Source organism: Komagataeibacter sucrofermentans DSM 15973 (assembly GCF_040581405.1).
Classification (GTDB): Bacteria; Pseudomonadota; Alphaproteobacteria; order Acetobacterales; family Acetobacteraceae; genus Komagataeibacter; species Komagataeibacter sucrofermentans.
This window is the reverse complement of record NZ_CP137157.1, coordinates 479,122-495,000: the sequence shown is the minus strand read 5'-3', so window position 1 is coordinate 495,000 and position 15,879 is coordinate 479,122. Positions and strand designations below refer to the sequence as shown.

Here is a 15,879-nt window from a genome sequence, read left to right as displayed (position 1 = left end):
TGGCGTGCAGGGCATTGAGAATGTTCATGGCGGCAGCGCCCACGGCCAGTTCCTGCTCAAGCAGGGGAATCTTGTTCTCGGGCTGCAGGTGCATGCCCAGCACGATGGTCATGGGCATGGTGGACATGCGCGAGAAGCGCTTTTCCACCTTGGCGGGCGCCACATCGGGGTCAAGCCGCTTCATGCTGGCCACCACGCGCTCGGCCAGCTTCACCCGCGCATCCCCCTGCACGATGGCGTAGCGCCACGGGCGCAGCTTGCCATGATCGGGCGCGCGCATGGCGGTGGAGAGGATGGCCTCGAGCACGTCACCCGCAGGGGCCGGTTCCGCCAGCGCATCGGTGGAAAACCGTGACAGGAGAAGATCGAGCGATGTCATATGGTCGTTCCCTTGATATGAAGGCACGCAGCAGCAGGCCTGAAGCCAACGCGCGCGACACCATGCCGCAACGGCCCGGCCCTGCCAATACGCATGCCCGGGCGGCGTGGCGCGGGCGGGATCGGTATGGATTCCGGCCCCGCCCTTCTGTAGAAGGGGAGCATGAACAGCCCGCGCACAGCCACGGTCCATCGCGCCACCAGCGAGACCGACATTACCGTGACCATCAACCTCGATGGCACCGGCCAGACCCGCATCGATACCGGGATCGGCTTCCTTGACCACATGCTGACAGCCCTTGGCCGCCATAGCATGTGCGATCTCGACATTGTTGCCAAAGGCGACCTGCATATCGACTACCACCATACGGTGGAAGATACGGGCATCGCCCTGGGCAAGGCCTTCGCGCAGGCCATTGGCGACAAGCGCGGCATCCGCCGCTACGGCAGCGCCACCGTGCCACTCGATGAGGCGCTGTGCGAGGCGGTTGTCGATATTTCCGGCCGCCCCTTCCTGGCGTGGTCCGTCACCTTCGGGCGCGACAAGATCGGGGAGATGGACACCGAACTGTTCGAGGAATTCTTCCGCGCCTTCGCCATGAGCGCGCTGGTCACGCTGCATGTCATCCAGCGCGCGGGCCACAACTGCCACCATATTGCCGAGGCCGCCTTCAAGGCCCTGGCCCGCGCCCTGCGCACCGCAAGCGAGGCCGACCCCCGCGCGGGTGGCATCATCCCCTCCACCAAGGGCAGCCTGTGACATTCTATTCCGCCCTGCTGCCGCCCGCGGGCAGGCCCGATACCCGGGCCTGGCCCGTGATGGTGGCCTGCCGCATGTCGTGGCTGGTGCTGCTGTGCGGCTGGGGCGGATTGCTGTTGCGGGGCTGCTTCATCAGCGGGCTGCTGGCCGGTGGCGTGAGCATTCTGCTGACCCAGTTCGTGCCGCTGGCCTTTGCCCTGCCCTTGCTGGGCGGCCTGCACCTGCTGCTGGCCCTCAACACGCCGGAAATCCGGCAATGGGAACTGCAACTGCGCGGCTACGCCCCCGCGCAGGGCGTGTACGCGCCAGACCGGAGCGCCGCCGTGCTGCGCTGGCTGGAGCATAACCGGCCCGTTCCCTCCCCTTCTCCCGTATCATGAGGCAGACCATGCCCGCGCCCGCATCCTCGCGCCCCCAGTCCATCGTGGTGATCGACTATAATGGCGGCAACCTGGCCTCCGCCGCCCGCGCCCTGACAAGGGCCGCGGCTGATAGCGGCATCGACGCCACCGTCACCATCACGGCAGACCCGCAGGCCGTTCTGCAGGCCGACCGCATCATCCTGCCCGGCCAGGGCGCGTTTGCCGATTGCGCGGCAGGCCTTGCGGCCCGGCCCGGCCTGCGCGATGCCATCGTGGCGGCAACCGATGGCGGCGTGCCCTTCCTTGGCATATGTGTTGGCATGCAGCTCATGGCCGAGCGCGGGCGCGAGCATGGCATCACCCCCGGCTTTGGCTGGATCGCGGGGGAAATCACGCTGATGGAGGCCCCCGGGCTGCGCCTGCCGCAGATGGGCTGGAACGAACTGGCCTTCACCCCCGGCGCCCACCCCCTGACCGAAGGGCTGGCGGCAGATGCCCATGGCTATTTCGTCCATTCCTTCGCGCTTGCGGGCTACGACCGCGCCGACATGGTGGCCACCACCGATTACGGCAGCCCGGTGCCCGCCATCGTGGCGCGCGGCAACCGGGCTGGCACCCAGTTCCATGTGGAAAAGAGCCAGCAGGTGGGCCTGCGCATCCTGTCCAACTTCCTGCGCTGGACGCCCGCGCCGGACCCCGCGCCATGACCCGGCAGGCCACCCTAGCCGGCACGCTGTATGCCGAACGCCTGCTCGACAACATGCACGAGGACGACCTGCACGCCCTGTGTGACGCGACCAACGCGGCCATACTCGAGGGCGGCGGCTTTGGCTGGCTGGCCCCCCCCCCGCGCGAGACGCTGGAGCGTTACTTCCGTGGCGTGCTGCTGGTGCCCGAGAGGCAGATGTTCGTGGCCCGCCTCGATGACATGATCGTGGGGTCCGCCCAGCTCGTGCGCCCGCCGCGCAATAACGAGGCGCAGGCCATGAGTGCGACCCTCATGCATTTCTATATCGCCCCCTACGCGCGCGGGCTGGGCCTGGGCCGCCTTCTGCTGACCGAGGTGGAAAACTGCGCCCGCAGCATGGGCTACCAGATCATCAACCTTGATGTGCGCGAGACCCAGGCCGAGGCCGTGCGGCTGTTCCGCAGCAGCGGCTTTCACCACTGGGGCACCCACCCCAGCTATGCCCGCACCGATGGCCGCACCGTGCGCGGCCTGTTCTTCACCAAGCGCCTGCAGGATAACGAGCGGATCGTACCCGCCCACCCGCAGGCTGCCTCCACTCCCATCCCTGCAGCAGGACATGCCCCCGTGACCGGACACAGCCTGACCCTCTACCCCGCCATTGACCTCAAGGATGGCACATGCGTGCGCCTGCGCCGTGGCGAGATGGACAACGCCACCGTCTATTCCGATGATCCCGGCGCGCAGGCGCGGGCATGGATCCATGCCGGCTGCTCGTGGCTTCATGTGGTTGACCTCAACGGCGCGTTTGCCGGGCGCTCGGCCAATACCGAGGCCATCGAGGCCATCATCGCCAATGCCTCCGTGCCGGTGCAACTCGGCGGTGGGCTGCGTGACCTTGAAAGCATCGGCAAATGGCTCAATGCCGGAATCAGCCGCGTCATCCTCGGTTCGATCGCGGTCAAGAACCCCGAACTGGTGCGCGAGGCGTGCCGCCTGTTCCCCGGTCGCATCGTGGCGGGCATCGACGCGCGTAGCGGCCAGGTCGCCACCGAAGGCTGGGCCGAAACATCGGAGATGAAGGCCGTTGACCTCGGCCTGCGCATGCAGGATGCAGGCGTGGCCGCCGTCATCTTCACCGAGATCAGCCGCGACGGCATGCTCACCGGCATTGACATCGAGCAGACTGCCGACATGGCCAATGCGCTCTCCATCCCGGTCATCGCCAGCGGCGGCGTGGGCAATCTGGGCCACCTTGAGGCTCTGCGGGCGGCCACGGCACGGGCGCCGGGCATCGAGGGCGTGATCGTGGGCCGCGCGCTGTATGATGGCCGCATCGACCTTGGCGAAGCCCTGCGGGTTCTGGCCTGATGCTCAAGCTACGCGTCATTCCCTGCCTGGACGTCAAGAACGGCCGGGTGGTCAAGGGGGTCAACTTCGTCTCGCTGCGCGATGCAGGCGACCCGGTGGAACAGGCCGCCGTGTACGACGCGGCGGGGGCTGATGAACTCACGTTCCTCGACATCACGGCCAGCAACGAGAACCGCGACACCATCCTTGATGTGGTCAGCCGCACGGCCGAGCGTATCTTCCTGCCGTTGACGGTGGGCGGCGGGGTGCGTACCACCGATGACATGCGCCGCCTTTTGCTGGCGGGTGCTGATAAATGCGCCATGAACTCGGCTGCCGTCTCGCGCCCCGAACTGGTGAGCGAGGCTGCGCAGAAATTCGGCAGCCAGTGCGTGGTGGTCGCCATTGACGCCCGCAGCGACGGGCATGGCGGGTGGGAGGTCTATACCCATGGCGGCCGCACGCCCACCGGGCGCAACGTGATTGACTGGTGCCGGGAAGTGGCAGCGCGCGGGGCGGGCGAAATCCTGCTGACCAGCATGGACCGCGATGGCACCGGCAAGGGTTTCGACCTTGACCTGCTGCGGGCGGCGAATGCGGCGGTGCGCATTCCCATCGTGGCCTCGGGCGGGGTCGGCGCGCTTGAACATTTTGTTGAAGGCGCGCGCGCGGGTGCGACCGGGCTGCTGGCGGCCAGCGTGTTCCACTTCGGGCAGTTCACCATTCCACAGGTCAAGCAGGCGCTGGCGCAAGCGGGCCTGCCGGTCAGACCGACCGCCTGATCCCCCTTTCCCGCCTATCGGAGCATTGTCATGGCCAAGCCAGAAAAATCCCGCAAGAACGCCCCCGCCAAGGCCGCCCCGGCCAAACCGGCCCCCGGCAAGGGAGCAGGCAAGGGCGCAGCCGCGACCATCGAGATCGAGGCCGTTGGCCCCGCAACGCCTGATGTGCTCGACCGCCTGTTCGAGGTCGTGGAATCGCGCCGGGGCACGGACCCCTCCGTCAGTCATTCCGCCCGCCTTCTGGCCCGTGGCCGGCGCAAGATCGCCCAGAAATTCGGCGAGGAAGCCGTGGAATGCCTGATCGAGGCCGTGGCGGGCAACCGCGAGGAACTGATCAGCGAAAGCGCTGACGTGCTCTACCACCTGATCGTGATGTGGGTGGATGCGGGCGTGAAACCGGCTGAAGTCTGGGCCGAACTGCTGCGCCGCGAAGGCACGAGCGGCGTGGCCGAGAAAGCCTCGCGCCCGCGCGACCCGCTGGCCTGACCGACCCCAACAGGAGTGAAGACCCATGCCCGTAAATGGCACCGGCGCCTATGACCCGCAGAACGTGTTCGCCCGCATCCTGCGCGGAGAACTGCCATGCAGGAAGGTGTATGAGGATGAATATGCCCTCGCCTTCCATGACATTGCGCCCAAGGCACCCATCCATGTGCTGGTAATCCCCAAAGGAGCCTATGTTTCCTTTGCCGATTTCAGCGCCAACGCGAGCGAGGCGGAAATCGCAGGCTTCACCCGCGCGGTGGGCAAGGTGGCGCGTGACCTCGGGCTGGAGGCACCGGGCTACCGCCTGGTGTCGAACACCGGCATCGAAGGCGGGCAGGAAGTGCCGCACTTCCATGTGCATCTGTTTGGTGGCCGCCCGCTCGGGGCCATGCTGCCGGGCTGAAGCGCGACGGAAACGCCGCCTTCCCCCAAAAAGGCGGCGTTTTTGGTGAACTGTCCTTTATAGGGACTGAAGTTCAAACAGATCACGATACAGCCCGCCTTCGCGCTGCATCAGGGCGGCATGGGGGCCATCCTCGCACACCTGGCCATGGCGGAAGACGATGATGCGATCGAGCCCCATCACGGTGGAAAGCCGGTGGGCGATGACCAGCACCGTGCGCCCGGTCATGAGGCGCTCCATCGCCTGCTGCACCTGCACTTCGGACTGGGAGTCGAGGCTCGACGTCGCCTCATCCATGATCACGATGCGCGCCCGGCTTAAAAAGGCGCGGGCAATGGCGATGCGCTGGCGCTCGCCCCCCGAAAGCTTGACCCCACGCTCGCCCACCATGGTGGCGTAGCCGCGCGGCAGGCGGTCGATGAAATCCGCCGCATTGGCCTGCCGGGCCGCGTGGGCGATCTCGGCTGGCGTGGCGTCGGGGCGGCCATAGGCGATATTCTCGGCCAGCGAACGGTGAAACAGCAGCGGCTCCTGCGGCACGATGGCAATCTGCCCGCGCAGGCTGGCCTGGGTTACGGTGGCAATATCCGTGCCATCAATGGTGATGCGCCCGGCCTGCACGTCATAAAGCCGCTGCAGCAGCCGCGTGAGCGTGGTCTTGCCCGAGCCGGACGGGCCAACAAGCGCCACCCGGCTGCCGGGGACAATATCAAGGTTCAGGTCATCAAACAGCACCCGCCCGTGCTGGCGCACATACCCAAAGCGCACGTGCTCGAAGCGGATATGCCCCCGTGTCACGCGCAGCGCCGGGGCATCGGGGCGGTCCGCCACGCCGGGATGCATGGCAAACAGGGCCACGAGTTCCTCCATCTCGTTGACCGAGCGCTGCACGACCGAAATCTGCTGGCCGATATCACGCAGGTATCCCTGAATGACGAACATCATGGTCAGCACATAGGCCACATCACCCGGCCCGGCCCGGCCACGCACCCACAGCACCGCCACCCCCGCAATCAGCGCCATACGCATGAGCAGGGCGGCAAGATTCTGCAGGTTGGCGCTGTCGGTGCCGCGCAGCCAAGAGCGCACCATGCGCTGCCGCCACCGGCCCGCCACCCAGGCCAGCCGGGCATCCTCGCGCCCCTCCGCCCCGCATGCCTTGACCACGGCATTGCAGGTCACGGCATCGGACAGGGTGGCCCCCATGCGCGTATCCCACGCATTGGCCAGCCGTGCGGACGGGGCCACGTAATGCAGCGTCAGCACGACCGAAAGCCCCACAAGGGCCACCGCCCCCACCGCCAGCACCAGCCCCATGAACGCCCAGTGAAAGGCCAGCACGCCGGTCGTGGCGCACAGCACGATCACCTCGGGCACCAGCATGAGCAGCACGGTATCGCCCAGCGTGTCGATCGCGCCCAGCCCGCGCGTGATCCGCCGCACGGTCGAACCCGCGAAATTGCTGGCATGCCATTCGCTGGAAAAGCGCTGCACGCGGGCGAACGCCTCGGTCACGATGCCGGTCATGACGCGGGATGTGAGGTGCGAGATGGTCACATACGCCATGCGCCGCGCCACGATGCCGCCCACGCCCAGCCCCGTCAGCCCCGCCACATCGCGCATGGCGCGGTGGATGGTGGCCGCCTGCGCGGGGTGCGACACGTCATCAACCAGCCAGCCTGCCAGCAGCGGCATCATCACATCCGCCACCGTGGCCAGCGCTATGCCTGCCAGCGTGCCCGCCAGCAGGGCGGGCCACGCCCGCCACCGGCGCCACACAAAGCCCAGAACGGCAGCGAATTCATGCCGCCGCGTGAGGGGTCGAGAAGAGGAAGAAGCCATGCCCACCACGCCAGAATGCAAAAAACGCGGCCATGCCCTGACTGCCGCAAAGGGCTGGAACGACTAGCCCCGCCCCGCGTGGCATGCAAGGCCCCTGCCGGGTTATCAGGGGGCAGGGCAATTTACACGCCCCACCCCCACGCCGCACAATACGCCCCGACCCACCCCAGCGAGTAGCCGATGCCAACACCGCCCCGCCGAACCAAACCCGCCCGCCGCGCCATGACGCTGGCCGAAGTGCGCGCCTTCATCAGCCTGCTGGCCACCGCCAACCCCGATGCCGAGAGCGAACTCGACTTTGTCGATGACTACACGCTGCTCGTGGCCGTGGTGCTGTCGGCGCAGGCGACCGATGCCTCGGTCAACAAGGCCACCGTCAACCTGTTCCGTGATGCACCAACCCCGCAGGCCATGGTGGACCTTGGCGAGGAAAAGGTGGGCGCGCATATCCGCACCATCGGGCTGTGGCGCACCAAGGCGCGCAACGTGGTCGCGCTGTCGCGGCAGTTGCTCGAGCGTTTTGATGGCAAGGTGCCCCATGACCGCGCGGCCCTTGAATCCCTGCCAGGCGTGGGCCGCAAGACCGCGAACGTGGTGATGAACGTAGCCTTTGGCGACAGCACGATGGCGGTGGATACCCACATCTTCCGCATTGGCAACCGCACGGGACTGGCCCCAGGCGCCACCGTGCGCGCGGTGGAGGACCAATTGGTGCGCCGCATACCGCCCGACATGCTGCGCCCCGCCCATCACTGGCTGATCCTGCACGGGCGGTATGTGTGCAAGGCCCGCAAGCCCGAATGCTGGCGCTGCCCTGCGTTTGAGCCCTGCCAGTACCGCATGAAGGACGAACTGCGCCTGGCCCCCGCCTGAACAGATAAACGTTTTTGGTGAAGTTCTTTTTAAAGCTTTGAAAGAACACCGCCTTTTTAAAAAAGGTGGGGCACCCAAAAACTTTTATTCCGCCTGCGCCAGCGGCAGGTTGGGCAGGCCCGCCCCGCCGGGGCGCATGACCCATGGCCGCGCCCCGCGCATGGCGCGGTCCGTCTGCACCACAAGCCCGCCATCCGCCCGCCGGTAAATGCCATAAGCCCCGTTGCGCCACAGATCAAAACGCCCGATGGAAGGCACGCCATCACACCCCCACGTGCCCTGCAGGTTGACCAGCAGCCCGGTACCCTGGCACAGGCCCGGCGCAGGCGGTCGGGGCATAAGCACCAGCACGATATCTCCAACGCGGCAGATCCCGCCATGGCACGCCACATTGCCCACCGTGCCCTGAGCAGGTAGCAGGCCAGCAGGCAGGCCGGTCACGCGCTGCCATTCGCGCAATGCGAAGGGATCAGGATGCGTGCCGGGACCGGTCAGCAGGTGTCCCTGCGTCACGATTCCGGCCATGCGGGCATCAGGGGCCAGCAGCAGCGTCGGGCGGGCCGCCATCCATGGCGAGAGCACCGCCAGCACGATCGGCGCAAGCCCCAGCAGCCGCACCCGCCCCGCCCACAGGCACAGCCAGCACAACCCCACGAAGAACACGCACAACCCGGCATTGCCCAAGGCAGGCACGTCCATCCGCGCCATGGGCAGGCGGGCTACCAGATGCGCCAGCCATGCCACCACGCCAAGGCCCCAGCCCATGGGCACAAGGGCCAGTTTTTCCAGCCCCACCGGCATCAGCCCCAGTGCCGCAAGCCCCCACGGCATGATCCAGACCGACATGAGCGGCACGGCCAGCAGGTTGGCCAGCACGAACCACGGCTGCACCGCCCCAAAATGCGCCATGCCCACCGGCATGCACGCACTCCCCGCCAGCACGCTGGCCAACAGCGGGTGGGCCATGCGGGCCGCAACCCGCCGCAGCCACACATCATCATGCTCCCAGCCCGACAGGGCTGGCCGCAGCGCGTCAAACCCCGCAATCAGCGCCATCACGGCGGCAACCGACATCTGCAGGGGCAACTCGGTCACCCCCTCCGGGTTGAGGGCCATGAGCACCGTTGCCGCCACCGCCAGCGCGCGCAGCGACAAAGGCCGCCTGCCCGCCAGCAGCGCCAGAACCGCCAGCCCCGCCATGAGCAGGCTGCGCTGGGCGGGCAGGTGCGCGCCGGTTAGCACCACGTAGCCTGCGCCCGCCAGCAATGCGCCCACCGCCGCGATCTGACGGCATGGCCAGTACAGCGCCGCCCGCTCGCTCAGCGCCAGCCCCGTGCGCAGCACCACCATCACCAGCCCCATCACAATAGCCAGATGCAGCCCGGCCACGGCCAGCAGGTGCGCAAGCCCCGCATCGGCAAAGGCCTCGCGCTCGGGGGCCGCCACCACGCCATCGGCCCCCACCAGAATGGTCGCGGCAATATCGCCCCGCGGGCCGGGCAGGGCCGTGCGTATCCGCTCCGCCAGCATCCGCCGCCTGCCCGCAAGCCAGCCTGCCGGTCCGCCAGCGGCCCGCGCGGGCGTGACCGTGGCCCGGTCAAGCGCACGGCCATGGCCCGCCTGGCCTGCAAACCATGCCCGGCGCTGGGCATCATACCCACCCGGCACATCAGGGAAGGCAGGCGGCGAAAGCAGGGCGCGCACCCCAAGCCCATCACCCGGCATGGGCCGAGCAGGATCATCGGCCCGCAGTCGCAGCGACAGCCATCGCCGCAGGGGCGGCATGCCCATGCTGATGCCATCGTCAAAGCGCACGCCGTGCAACGTCACACGCAATGCCTGCGTGCCATCGGCTAGACGCTGCACCTCAACCCCCGTCACCTGCCCTGACAGATGCACCGCCCGATGTGGCAGATCGGGAAAGGGCGGCATGCGCCCCGCCTGCCCCCATGCCAGCAAAAAGCCCACCGCACCGGCCCCCACCGCGCCCGCGCCCAGCCGCACGACCAGTCGGCCCGGCCACAGCAGGCGGCAGGCGAGCGACGCAGCGCAGGCCAGTACCGCACCTGCCATGGCGACCCCGCCCGGCTCGGACGGCAGGGTAAAATAAAGGACGATGCCGCCCGCAAGCGCCACCGGCAGCCACAGCACCAGGCGACTGTTCTGCCCCCACAGCCACGCCGCGAGCACGCCCCGCAGGCACGACAGGCCCCATGTCAGCGCCCGGCTCAAAAACCACCCCGCCCGGCTGGCGCCGCCGCACGGCCTGTAATCGCCACCTGCAAAGCGCGGGCCGCCGCGCACGTGGCAGGCCAGCCGCATCGGCATTGATGGCGAATGGCAGACAAACCCGACAGAAGACCCCCATAATGCGCGTAAAAGGCGTGGCAGGAATGCACACCCTAGCGGGCGGAACGGTTTTCACGCCAGAGTGCCCCCTGTCAGCAGGGCGAAAACATGCTAGGAACCCGGTTCATGACTGTCCGTACGCGTTTTGCTCCCAGCCCCACCGGCCTGCTGCATATCGGCAACGCCCGTGCCGCCCTTTTCAATTTCCTCTATGCCCGCCACCACGGCGGGCAGTTCGTGCTCCGCATCGAGGATACCGACCGCGAACGCTCGACCCAGCATGCGGTCGACGTGCTGTTCGACGGCCTGGCCTGGATGGGCATCGAATCCGATGAGAAGCCGGTCTTCCAGTCCACGCGCCAGGGCCGCCACGCCGAGGTGGCGCATGAACTGCTGGAAAAGGGCCTGGCCTATCGCTGCTACTGCACGGCCGATGAACTGAAGGAAATGCGCGAGAAGGCGATGGCCGAGGGCCGTCCCCCCCGCTACAACGGCATGTGGCGCGACCGTGACCCCGCCGAGGCCCCCGCCAACACCCCCTACACCATCCGCATCAAGGCCCCGCGTGAGGGGGAAACCACCATCCACGATCTGGTGCAGGGCGACGTGCGCGTGGCCAACAGCGAACTCGATGACATGATCATCCTGCGCGCCGATGGCACCCCGGTCTACCAGCTTGCCGTGGTGGTCGATGACCATGACATGGACATCACCCATGTCATCCGTGGCGATGACCACCTGACCAACACTTTCCGCCAGGCCATGATCTACCGCGCCATGGGCTGGAACCTGCCGCATTTCGCGCATCTGCCGCTCATTCACGGGCCTGACGGGGCCAAGCTGTCCAAGCGGCACGGGGCGCAGTCGGTCGTGGAATTCCGCGATATGGGCTACCTGCCCGAGGCCCTGAACAATTACCTGCTGCGCCTTGGCTGGGGCCACGGTGATGCCGAGATCCTCTCACGCGAGGAACAGATCAGGCTGTTCGACCTCGATGGCGTGGGCCGCTCGCCCTCGCGCATGGATTACGCCAAGCTGCTGCACATCAATGGCGTGTGGCTGCGCCAGGCCGATGACACCCGCCTGACCAATGACGTGATGGACCGCCTGGGCAAGATGGAAGGCGTTGATACATCCGACGCCACCCGTGCAAAGGTGCTGGCGCTGATGCCCGGCCTGAAGGAACGCGCCAAGACACTGGTGGAACTGGCCGATAACGCCGCCTTCCTCGGCCGTTCGTTGCCTCTCGCCTTCGACCCCAAGGCCGAAAAGCAGCTTACCCCGGAAAACCGCGTGATGCTGGGCAGGCTGGCCAAGGCGCTCGAGGCGACCGAGCCGTTCAGCAAGGAGGCGATCGACGCGACCCTGCGCCAGTTTGCCGAAACGCATGAGATGAAGCTGGGCAAGGTGGCCCAGCCGCTGCGCGCCGCCGTAACCGGCAGCACCATGTCGCCCGGCATTGATGATACGCTGCTCGCCCTTGGCCGTGACGAGGTTCTGGCGCGCATCAACGCGGTCGCCGCCCATGAATGAGCGCAGCAGCCACGGCAGCAACGTGTTCGCCACCCCGGCCACGCGCCATCTGCTGGGCGTGCAGGGCATGCATCCGAGCCGGATCATGCCCATACTGGACCTGGCCGAGCACTATGCCCTGCTCAACCGCTCGCGCAAGACGCCGCGCGACCTGCTGCGCGGGCGCACGCTCATCAACCTGTTCTTTGAGGACAGCACCCGCACCCGCACCTCGTTCGAGCTGGCGGGCAAGCGGCTGGGCGCGGATGTGGTGAACATGACCGTGGCCAGTTCCTCGGTCAACAAGGGCGAGACGCTGCTTGACACCGCAGCCACGCTCAACGCCATGCACGCCGACCTGCTCGTGGTGCGCCATGCCCAGTCCGGCGCGCCCGCCCTGCTGGCGCAGAAAGTGCAGGCCAGCGTGGTCAATGCGGGTGATGGCACGCATGAGCACCCCACCCAGGCGCTGCTTGATGCGCTGACCATCCGCCGCCATTTCGGCACGTTCGAGGGGCTGACGGTAGCGATCTGCGGCGATGTCAGCCACAGCCGGGTCGCGCGCTCCAACATCCACCTGCTCACCGCCCTGGGCTGCCAGGTGCGCGTGGTGGGGCCGCCCACGCTGGTGCCCGGTGCCATTGGCGCGCTGGGGGTGAGCATCCATCACACCATGGAAGACGGCCTGCGCGGCGTGGACGTGGTGATGATGCTGCGCGTGCAGCGCGAACGCATGAAGGGCACGCAGGTGCCCAGCGCGCGGGAATATTTCCGCTTTTATGGCCTTGATAACAAACGCCTTGCGCTGGCCAGGCCGCATGCGCTGGTCATGCACCCCGGCCCGATGAACCGGGGCGTGGAAATTGACAGCCGCGTGGCCGATTCCGACCAGAGCGTCATCCGTGAACAGGTGGAAATGGGGGTTGCAGTGCGCATGGCGGTGCTCGACCTGCTCGCACGCGGGGGAGAAGGCGCATGAAGCCAACCGTTTTTGAAAATGTGCGCCTGATCGACCCCGCCAGCAACACGGACCGCCCCGGCCGCCTGCTGGTGCAGAATGGCGTGATTGCAGGCACCGATGCGCCGCAGGCCGAAGGCATGCCCGATGGGGCAGACGTGATCGATGGCGGCGGCCAGCTCGTGCTGTGCCCCGGCCTTGTAGACATGCGCGTGACCATTGGCGAGCCGGGATATGAATATCGCGAGACGGTGCTCTCGGCCGCGCGCGCCGCCGTGGCAGGTGGCATCACCACCATTGCCGTGCTGCCCAATACCAGCCCCACCATAGACAACCCCGCCCTTGCCCGCCTGCTGCGCGCGCGCGGCGAGGAAACGGGCATGATCGACATCCTGCCCTACGGTGCATTGACACGCGAATGCGCAGGCAAGGAAATGGCCGAAATCGGCCTGCTGGCCGAAGCAGGCGCCATTGCCTTTACCGATGGCCCGCACGCCATTGCCGACAGCCGCATGATGCGCCAGATGCTGACCTACGCCCGCGGCTTCAACGCGCTGATCGTGCAGCACCCCGAAGACCCGTCGCTCGCGCGCGGCGGCTGCGCCACCGATGGCGAACTCGCCACCCGCCTTGGCCTGCCCGGCATTCCGGCGGCAGCCGAGGCCATCCTGATCGCGCGTGACCTCCGCCTTGCGCGCATGACCGGCGGGCGGCTGCATTTTGGCCATGTCTCCACCGCCGAGGGGCTGGACCTGATCCGCAACGCCAAGGCCGATGGCCTGCGCGTGAGCTGCGATACGGCACCGCCCTATTTCGACCTCAACGAGACGGTGATCGGTGATTTCCGCACCTACGCCAAGCTCTCGCCGCCGCTGCGCACCGAGGCCGACCGCCGTGCCGTCAGCGCCGCCCTGGCCGATGGCACGATTGATGCCATTGCCTCCGACCACATGCCGTGCGACGCCGATGACAAGCGCCAGCCCTTTGCCGTGGCGGCAGCCGGGGGCACCGGGCTGTGCACGCTGCTTGCGGTTACACTGGCGCAGGTTCATGCGGGGCATCTTGGCATGATGGAGGCCATCGGCCTGCTCACCCACCGCCCCGCTGCCGTGCTGGGCAGCAAGGCGGGCACGCTGGCCGTGGGCGAGCCTGCCGATCTGTGCCTGTTCAACCCCGATACCGCCTGGGTGGTGCGCGCGGGCGACCTGCCGGGCAAGGCGCAGAACACCCCGTTCGATGGCCGTGCGCTGGAAGGCCGCGTGCTGGGCACGTGGAAGAAGGGCGTGCGCGTGTTCGGGGCGCAGGCCGCATGATCTACGGCATCCCCACCTACGACCTGCCGCTCATGGGCGGCGTCGCCTTCCTGTCCTATCTGATTGGCAGCATTCCCTTCGGGCTGGTGCTCACCGCGCTTTCGGGTGGTGGCGATATCCGCAAGATCGGCTCGGGCAATATCGGGGCGACCAACGTGCTGCGCACGGGCCGCAAGGGGCTGGCCGCGGGCACGCTCGCACTTGATGGCACCAAGGGGGCGTTCGCGGTGTTCTGCGCCTTCGTGCTGTGCCCGTTCCACACGCTGGCCGCCGAATCGCTGGCCGCCATCTTTGCCGTGGCTGGGCACTGCTTTCCCGTCTGGCTCAAATTCAAGGGCGGTAAAGGGGTTGCCACGGGGCTTGGCTGCATTCTGGCCCTCATGCCCGGCGTGGGCCTGTGCTGCTGCGCGCTGTGGCTGATCTTTGCCAAGGTCACGCGCATTTCATCAGCGGGCGCAATCATCGCCTTCGCCGCCCTGCCGCTGCTCATGATCCGGCCCGGCCGCATTGACTTCAACTCCCCCGCCTATCTGGCCGGGGTGCTGATTGCGGTGATGATCCTGATCCGCCATCACGCCAACATTACCCGCCTGCTCAAGGGCACCGAGCCCAGAATCGGCCAGAAAGGCACATGACCCGCCCCGATGCCGAAACGGCGCTGGCCTGCCTGCGGCTGGCGCGAACGGACGGCATCGGCCCGGTCAGCTACCGCAAGCTCATCCGCACCCATGGCAGTGTTGAAGCAGCCCTTGCCATGCTCGAGCGCGGCGCCACCCGCATCAGCCGCACCATCGGCCCGCTCTGCCCGCGTGATGACGCGCTGCGCGAGCTTGAGCGCCTGCATGCCCTGGGCGGCACGCTGCTCGTGCACGGCCAGCCCGGCTACCCGGCCCTTCTGGCCGCACTGCCCGACGCGCCACCCGTGCTGTCGGTGCTGGGCGACGTGGCGCTGCTGTCTGCCCGCATGGTGGGCATCGTGGGCGGGCGCAATGCCTCATCGGGCGGGCTGCGCATGGCCGAAAGCCTGGCCGCCCTGCTGGCCGCGCACGGCGTGCACACCGTATCGGGGCTGGCGCGGGGCATTGATGGCGCAGCCCATCGCGGCGCCATGACGGCGGGCCGCACGGTTGCCGCCATAGCAGGCGGGCTGGACTGCCCCTACCCGCCTGAACATGCCCCCCTGCAGGCCGAGATTGCCCGCACCGGCGCGGTCGTGACCGAGGCCGCGCTGGGCACGGTGCCGCAGGCCAGGCACTTTCCGCGCCGCAACCGGCTGATTGCGGGCCTGGGCCTGGGCTGCGTGGTGATCGAGGCTGCACTGCGCTCGGGCAGCCTGATTACCGCGCGCATGGCGCTCGATTACGGGCGCACCATCTTCGCCGTGCCCGGCTCGCCGCTTGATCCGCGCTGCCGGGGCAGCAACGACCTGCTGCGCCAGGGCGCAATCGTGACCGAAACCGAACGCGACATATTGCGCGAACTGCCTGAAACAATAGAGGAAAACGACCTGTTTTCCGCCCCACCCCGCGCCGTGCGCCACAATGCTGCCCCATCGGGCGGGCAAGCCTTGGCCCCGCAGCACACAGACCCCGCGCCACCGCCCCCAGCCCAGGGCGACCTGCATGAAATGGTGGAAGGTTTTCTATCTTTCACGCCATCGCCTGTTGACGATCTTGTACGGCGCTGCCAGTTCTCGACAGCAGCAGTCCTGACCGTCCTGTCGGAAATGGAGATTGCGGGCACGATCGAATTCCTTGCGGGGGATCTGGTCGTGCGGCGTCCACCCCCGGCCTGAGCGCGGGATAGAGCAAGGTTTTGAGAAT

General features: G+C 67.6%; 16 protein-coding genes (1 of these 16 only partly in view). 13 read left to right on the top strand and 3 right to left on the bottom strand.

The features are described from left to right. Window positions 1-379 carry the 5' portion of a nitroreductase gene (locus R5N89_RS02365; RefSeq protein WP_110568926.1) on the bottom strand. Its footprint begins 209 nt before the window's first position, so 379 of the gene's 588 nt are visible here — the first part of the coding sequence; it begins with the start codon at window positions 377-379; the stop codon falls past the left edge of the window. A gap of 162 nt (window positions 380-541) precedes the next feature. Here R5N89_RS02365 and hisB point away from each other — a divergent pair, with 162 nt between their 5' ends. From hisB to R5N89_RS02330, 7 genes are read left to right on the top strand one after another with little or no spacing between them, the layout of a single operon-like run. Then, the gene (gene hisB, locus R5N89_RS02360) at window positions 542-1,138 is read left to right on the top strand and encodes an imidazoleglycerol-phosphate dehydratase HisB (RefSeq protein ID WP_110568927.1); all 597 of its coding nucleotides are present in this window, start codon (window positions 542-544) and stop codon (window positions 1,136-1,138) included. After that, window positions 1,135-1,518 carry a hypothetical protein gene (locus R5N89_RS02355; RefSeq protein WP_110568928.1) on the top strand — a complete coding sequence of 128 codons (384 nt, stop codon included), beginning with the start codon at window positions 1,135-1,137 and terminating at the stop codon, window positions 1,516-1,518. Before hisB ends, R5N89_RS02355 begins: the two co-directional genes overlap by 4 nt. A gap of 8 nt (window positions 1,519-1,526) precedes the next feature. Then, window positions 1,527-2,207 carry an imidazole glycerol phosphate synthase subunit HisH gene (gene hisH / locus R5N89_RS02350; protein WP_110569042.1) on the top strand — a complete coding sequence of 227 codons (681 nt, stop codon included), beginning with the start codon at window positions 1,527-1,529 and terminating at the stop codon, window positions 2,205-2,207. Beyond that, window positions 2,204-3,559 (top strand): 1-(5-phosphoribosyl)-5-[(5-phosphoribosylamino)methylideneamino]imidazole-4-carboxamide isomerase, encoded by a 1,356-nt coding sequence (gene hisA / locus R5N89_RS02345; protein WP_110568929.1) that lies wholly within the window; start codon window positions 2,204-2,206, stop codon window positions 3,557-3,559. Before hisH ends, hisA begins: the two co-directional genes overlap by 4 nt. Next, window positions 3,559-4,320 (top strand): imidazole glycerol phosphate synthase subunit HisF, encoded by a 762-nt coding sequence (gene hisF, locus R5N89_RS02340; RefSeq protein ID WP_110568930.1) that lies wholly within the window; start codon window positions 3,559-3,561, stop codon window positions 4,318-4,320. The genes hisA and hisF overlap by 1 nt, the downstream gene beginning before the upstream one ends. 30 nt (window positions 4,321-4,350) lie before the next feature. Further along, complete coding sequence (locus tag R5N89_RS02335) at window positions 4,351-4,806, top strand: phosphoribosyl-ATP diphosphatase (RefSeq protein WP_110568931.1); 456 nt, start codon at window positions 4,351-4,353, stop codon at window positions 4,804-4,806. 25 nt (window positions 4,807-4,831) lie between these two features. Continuing rightward, window positions 4,832-5,209 carry a histidine triad nucleotide-binding protein gene (locus R5N89_RS02330; RefSeq protein ID WP_110568932.1) on the top strand — a complete coding sequence of 126 codons (378 nt, stop codon included), beginning with the start codon at window positions 4,832-4,834 and terminating at the stop codon, window positions 5,207-5,209. Window positions 5,210-5,266: 57 nt separating this feature from the next. Here R5N89_RS02330 and R5N89_RS02325 read toward each other — a convergent pair whose 3' ends face one another. Continuing rightward, complete coding sequence (locus R5N89_RS02325) at window positions 5,267-7,051, bottom strand: ABC transporter ATP-binding protein (RefSeq protein ID WP_110569043.1); 1,785 nt, start codon at window positions 7,049-7,051, stop codon at window positions 5,267-5,269. Window positions 7,052-7,231: 180 nt separating this feature from the next. On the opposite strand from R5N89_RS02325, the gene nth reads away from it, so the two are divergent. Next, on the top strand, window positions 7,232-7,924 hold the full coding sequence (nth, locus tag R5N89_RS02320) for an endonuclease III (protein WP_110568933.1): 693 nt from the start codon (window positions 7,232-7,234) through the stop codon (window positions 7,922-7,924). A gap of 84 nt (window positions 7,925-8,008) precedes the next feature. Here nth and R5N89_RS02315 read toward each other — a convergent pair whose 3' ends face one another. Further along, a complete protein-coding gene (locus R5N89_RS02315; protein WP_244192154.1) occupies window positions 8,009-10,252 on the bottom strand; it encodes a ComEC/Rec2 family competence protein in 2,244 nt (747 codons plus the stop codon). Window positions 10,253-10,399: 147 nt separating this feature from the next. On the opposite strand from R5N89_RS02315, the gene gltX reads away from it, so the two are divergent. The 5 genes from gltX to dprA are packed head-to-tail and all read left to right on the top strand — an operon-like array spanning window position 10,400 to window position 15,851. Continuing rightward, window positions 10,400-11,806, top strand: coding sequence for a glutamate--tRNA ligase (gene gltX, locus R5N89_RS02310; protein ID WP_110568935.1), 1,407 nt, complete (start codon window positions 10,400-10,402; stop codon window positions 11,804-11,806). Further along, window positions 11,799-12,764, top strand: a complete 966-nt coding sequence (locus R5N89_RS02305; RefSeq protein WP_110568936.1) for an aspartate carbamoyltransferase catalytic subunit — start codon at window positions 11,799-11,801, stop codon at window positions 12,762-12,764. Before gltX ends, R5N89_RS02305 begins: the two co-directional genes overlap by 8 nt. Further along, complete coding sequence (locus R5N89_RS02300) at window positions 12,761-14,056, top strand: dihydroorotase family protein (RefSeq protein WP_110568937.1); 1,296 nt, start codon at window positions 12,761-12,763, stop codon at window positions 14,054-14,056. Before R5N89_RS02305 ends, R5N89_RS02300 begins: the two co-directional genes overlap by 4 nt. After that, the gene (plsY, locus tag R5N89_RS02295) at window positions 14,053-14,691 is read left to right on the top strand and encodes a glycerol-3-phosphate 1-O-acyltransferase PlsY (protein WP_110568938.1); all 639 of its coding nucleotides are present in this window, start codon (window positions 14,053-14,055) and stop codon (window positions 14,689-14,691) included. The genes R5N89_RS02300 and plsY overlap by 4 nt, the downstream gene beginning before the upstream one ends. Further along, window positions 14,688-15,851: a DNA-processing protein DprA gene (gene dprA / locus R5N89_RS02290; protein WP_110568939.1), complete on the top strand. Its 1,164-nt coding sequence runs from the start codon at window positions 14,688-14,690 to the stop codon at window positions 15,849-15,851. The genes plsY and dprA overlap by 4 nt, the downstream gene beginning before the upstream one ends. Window positions 15,852-15,879 lie beyond the last annotated feature (28 nt).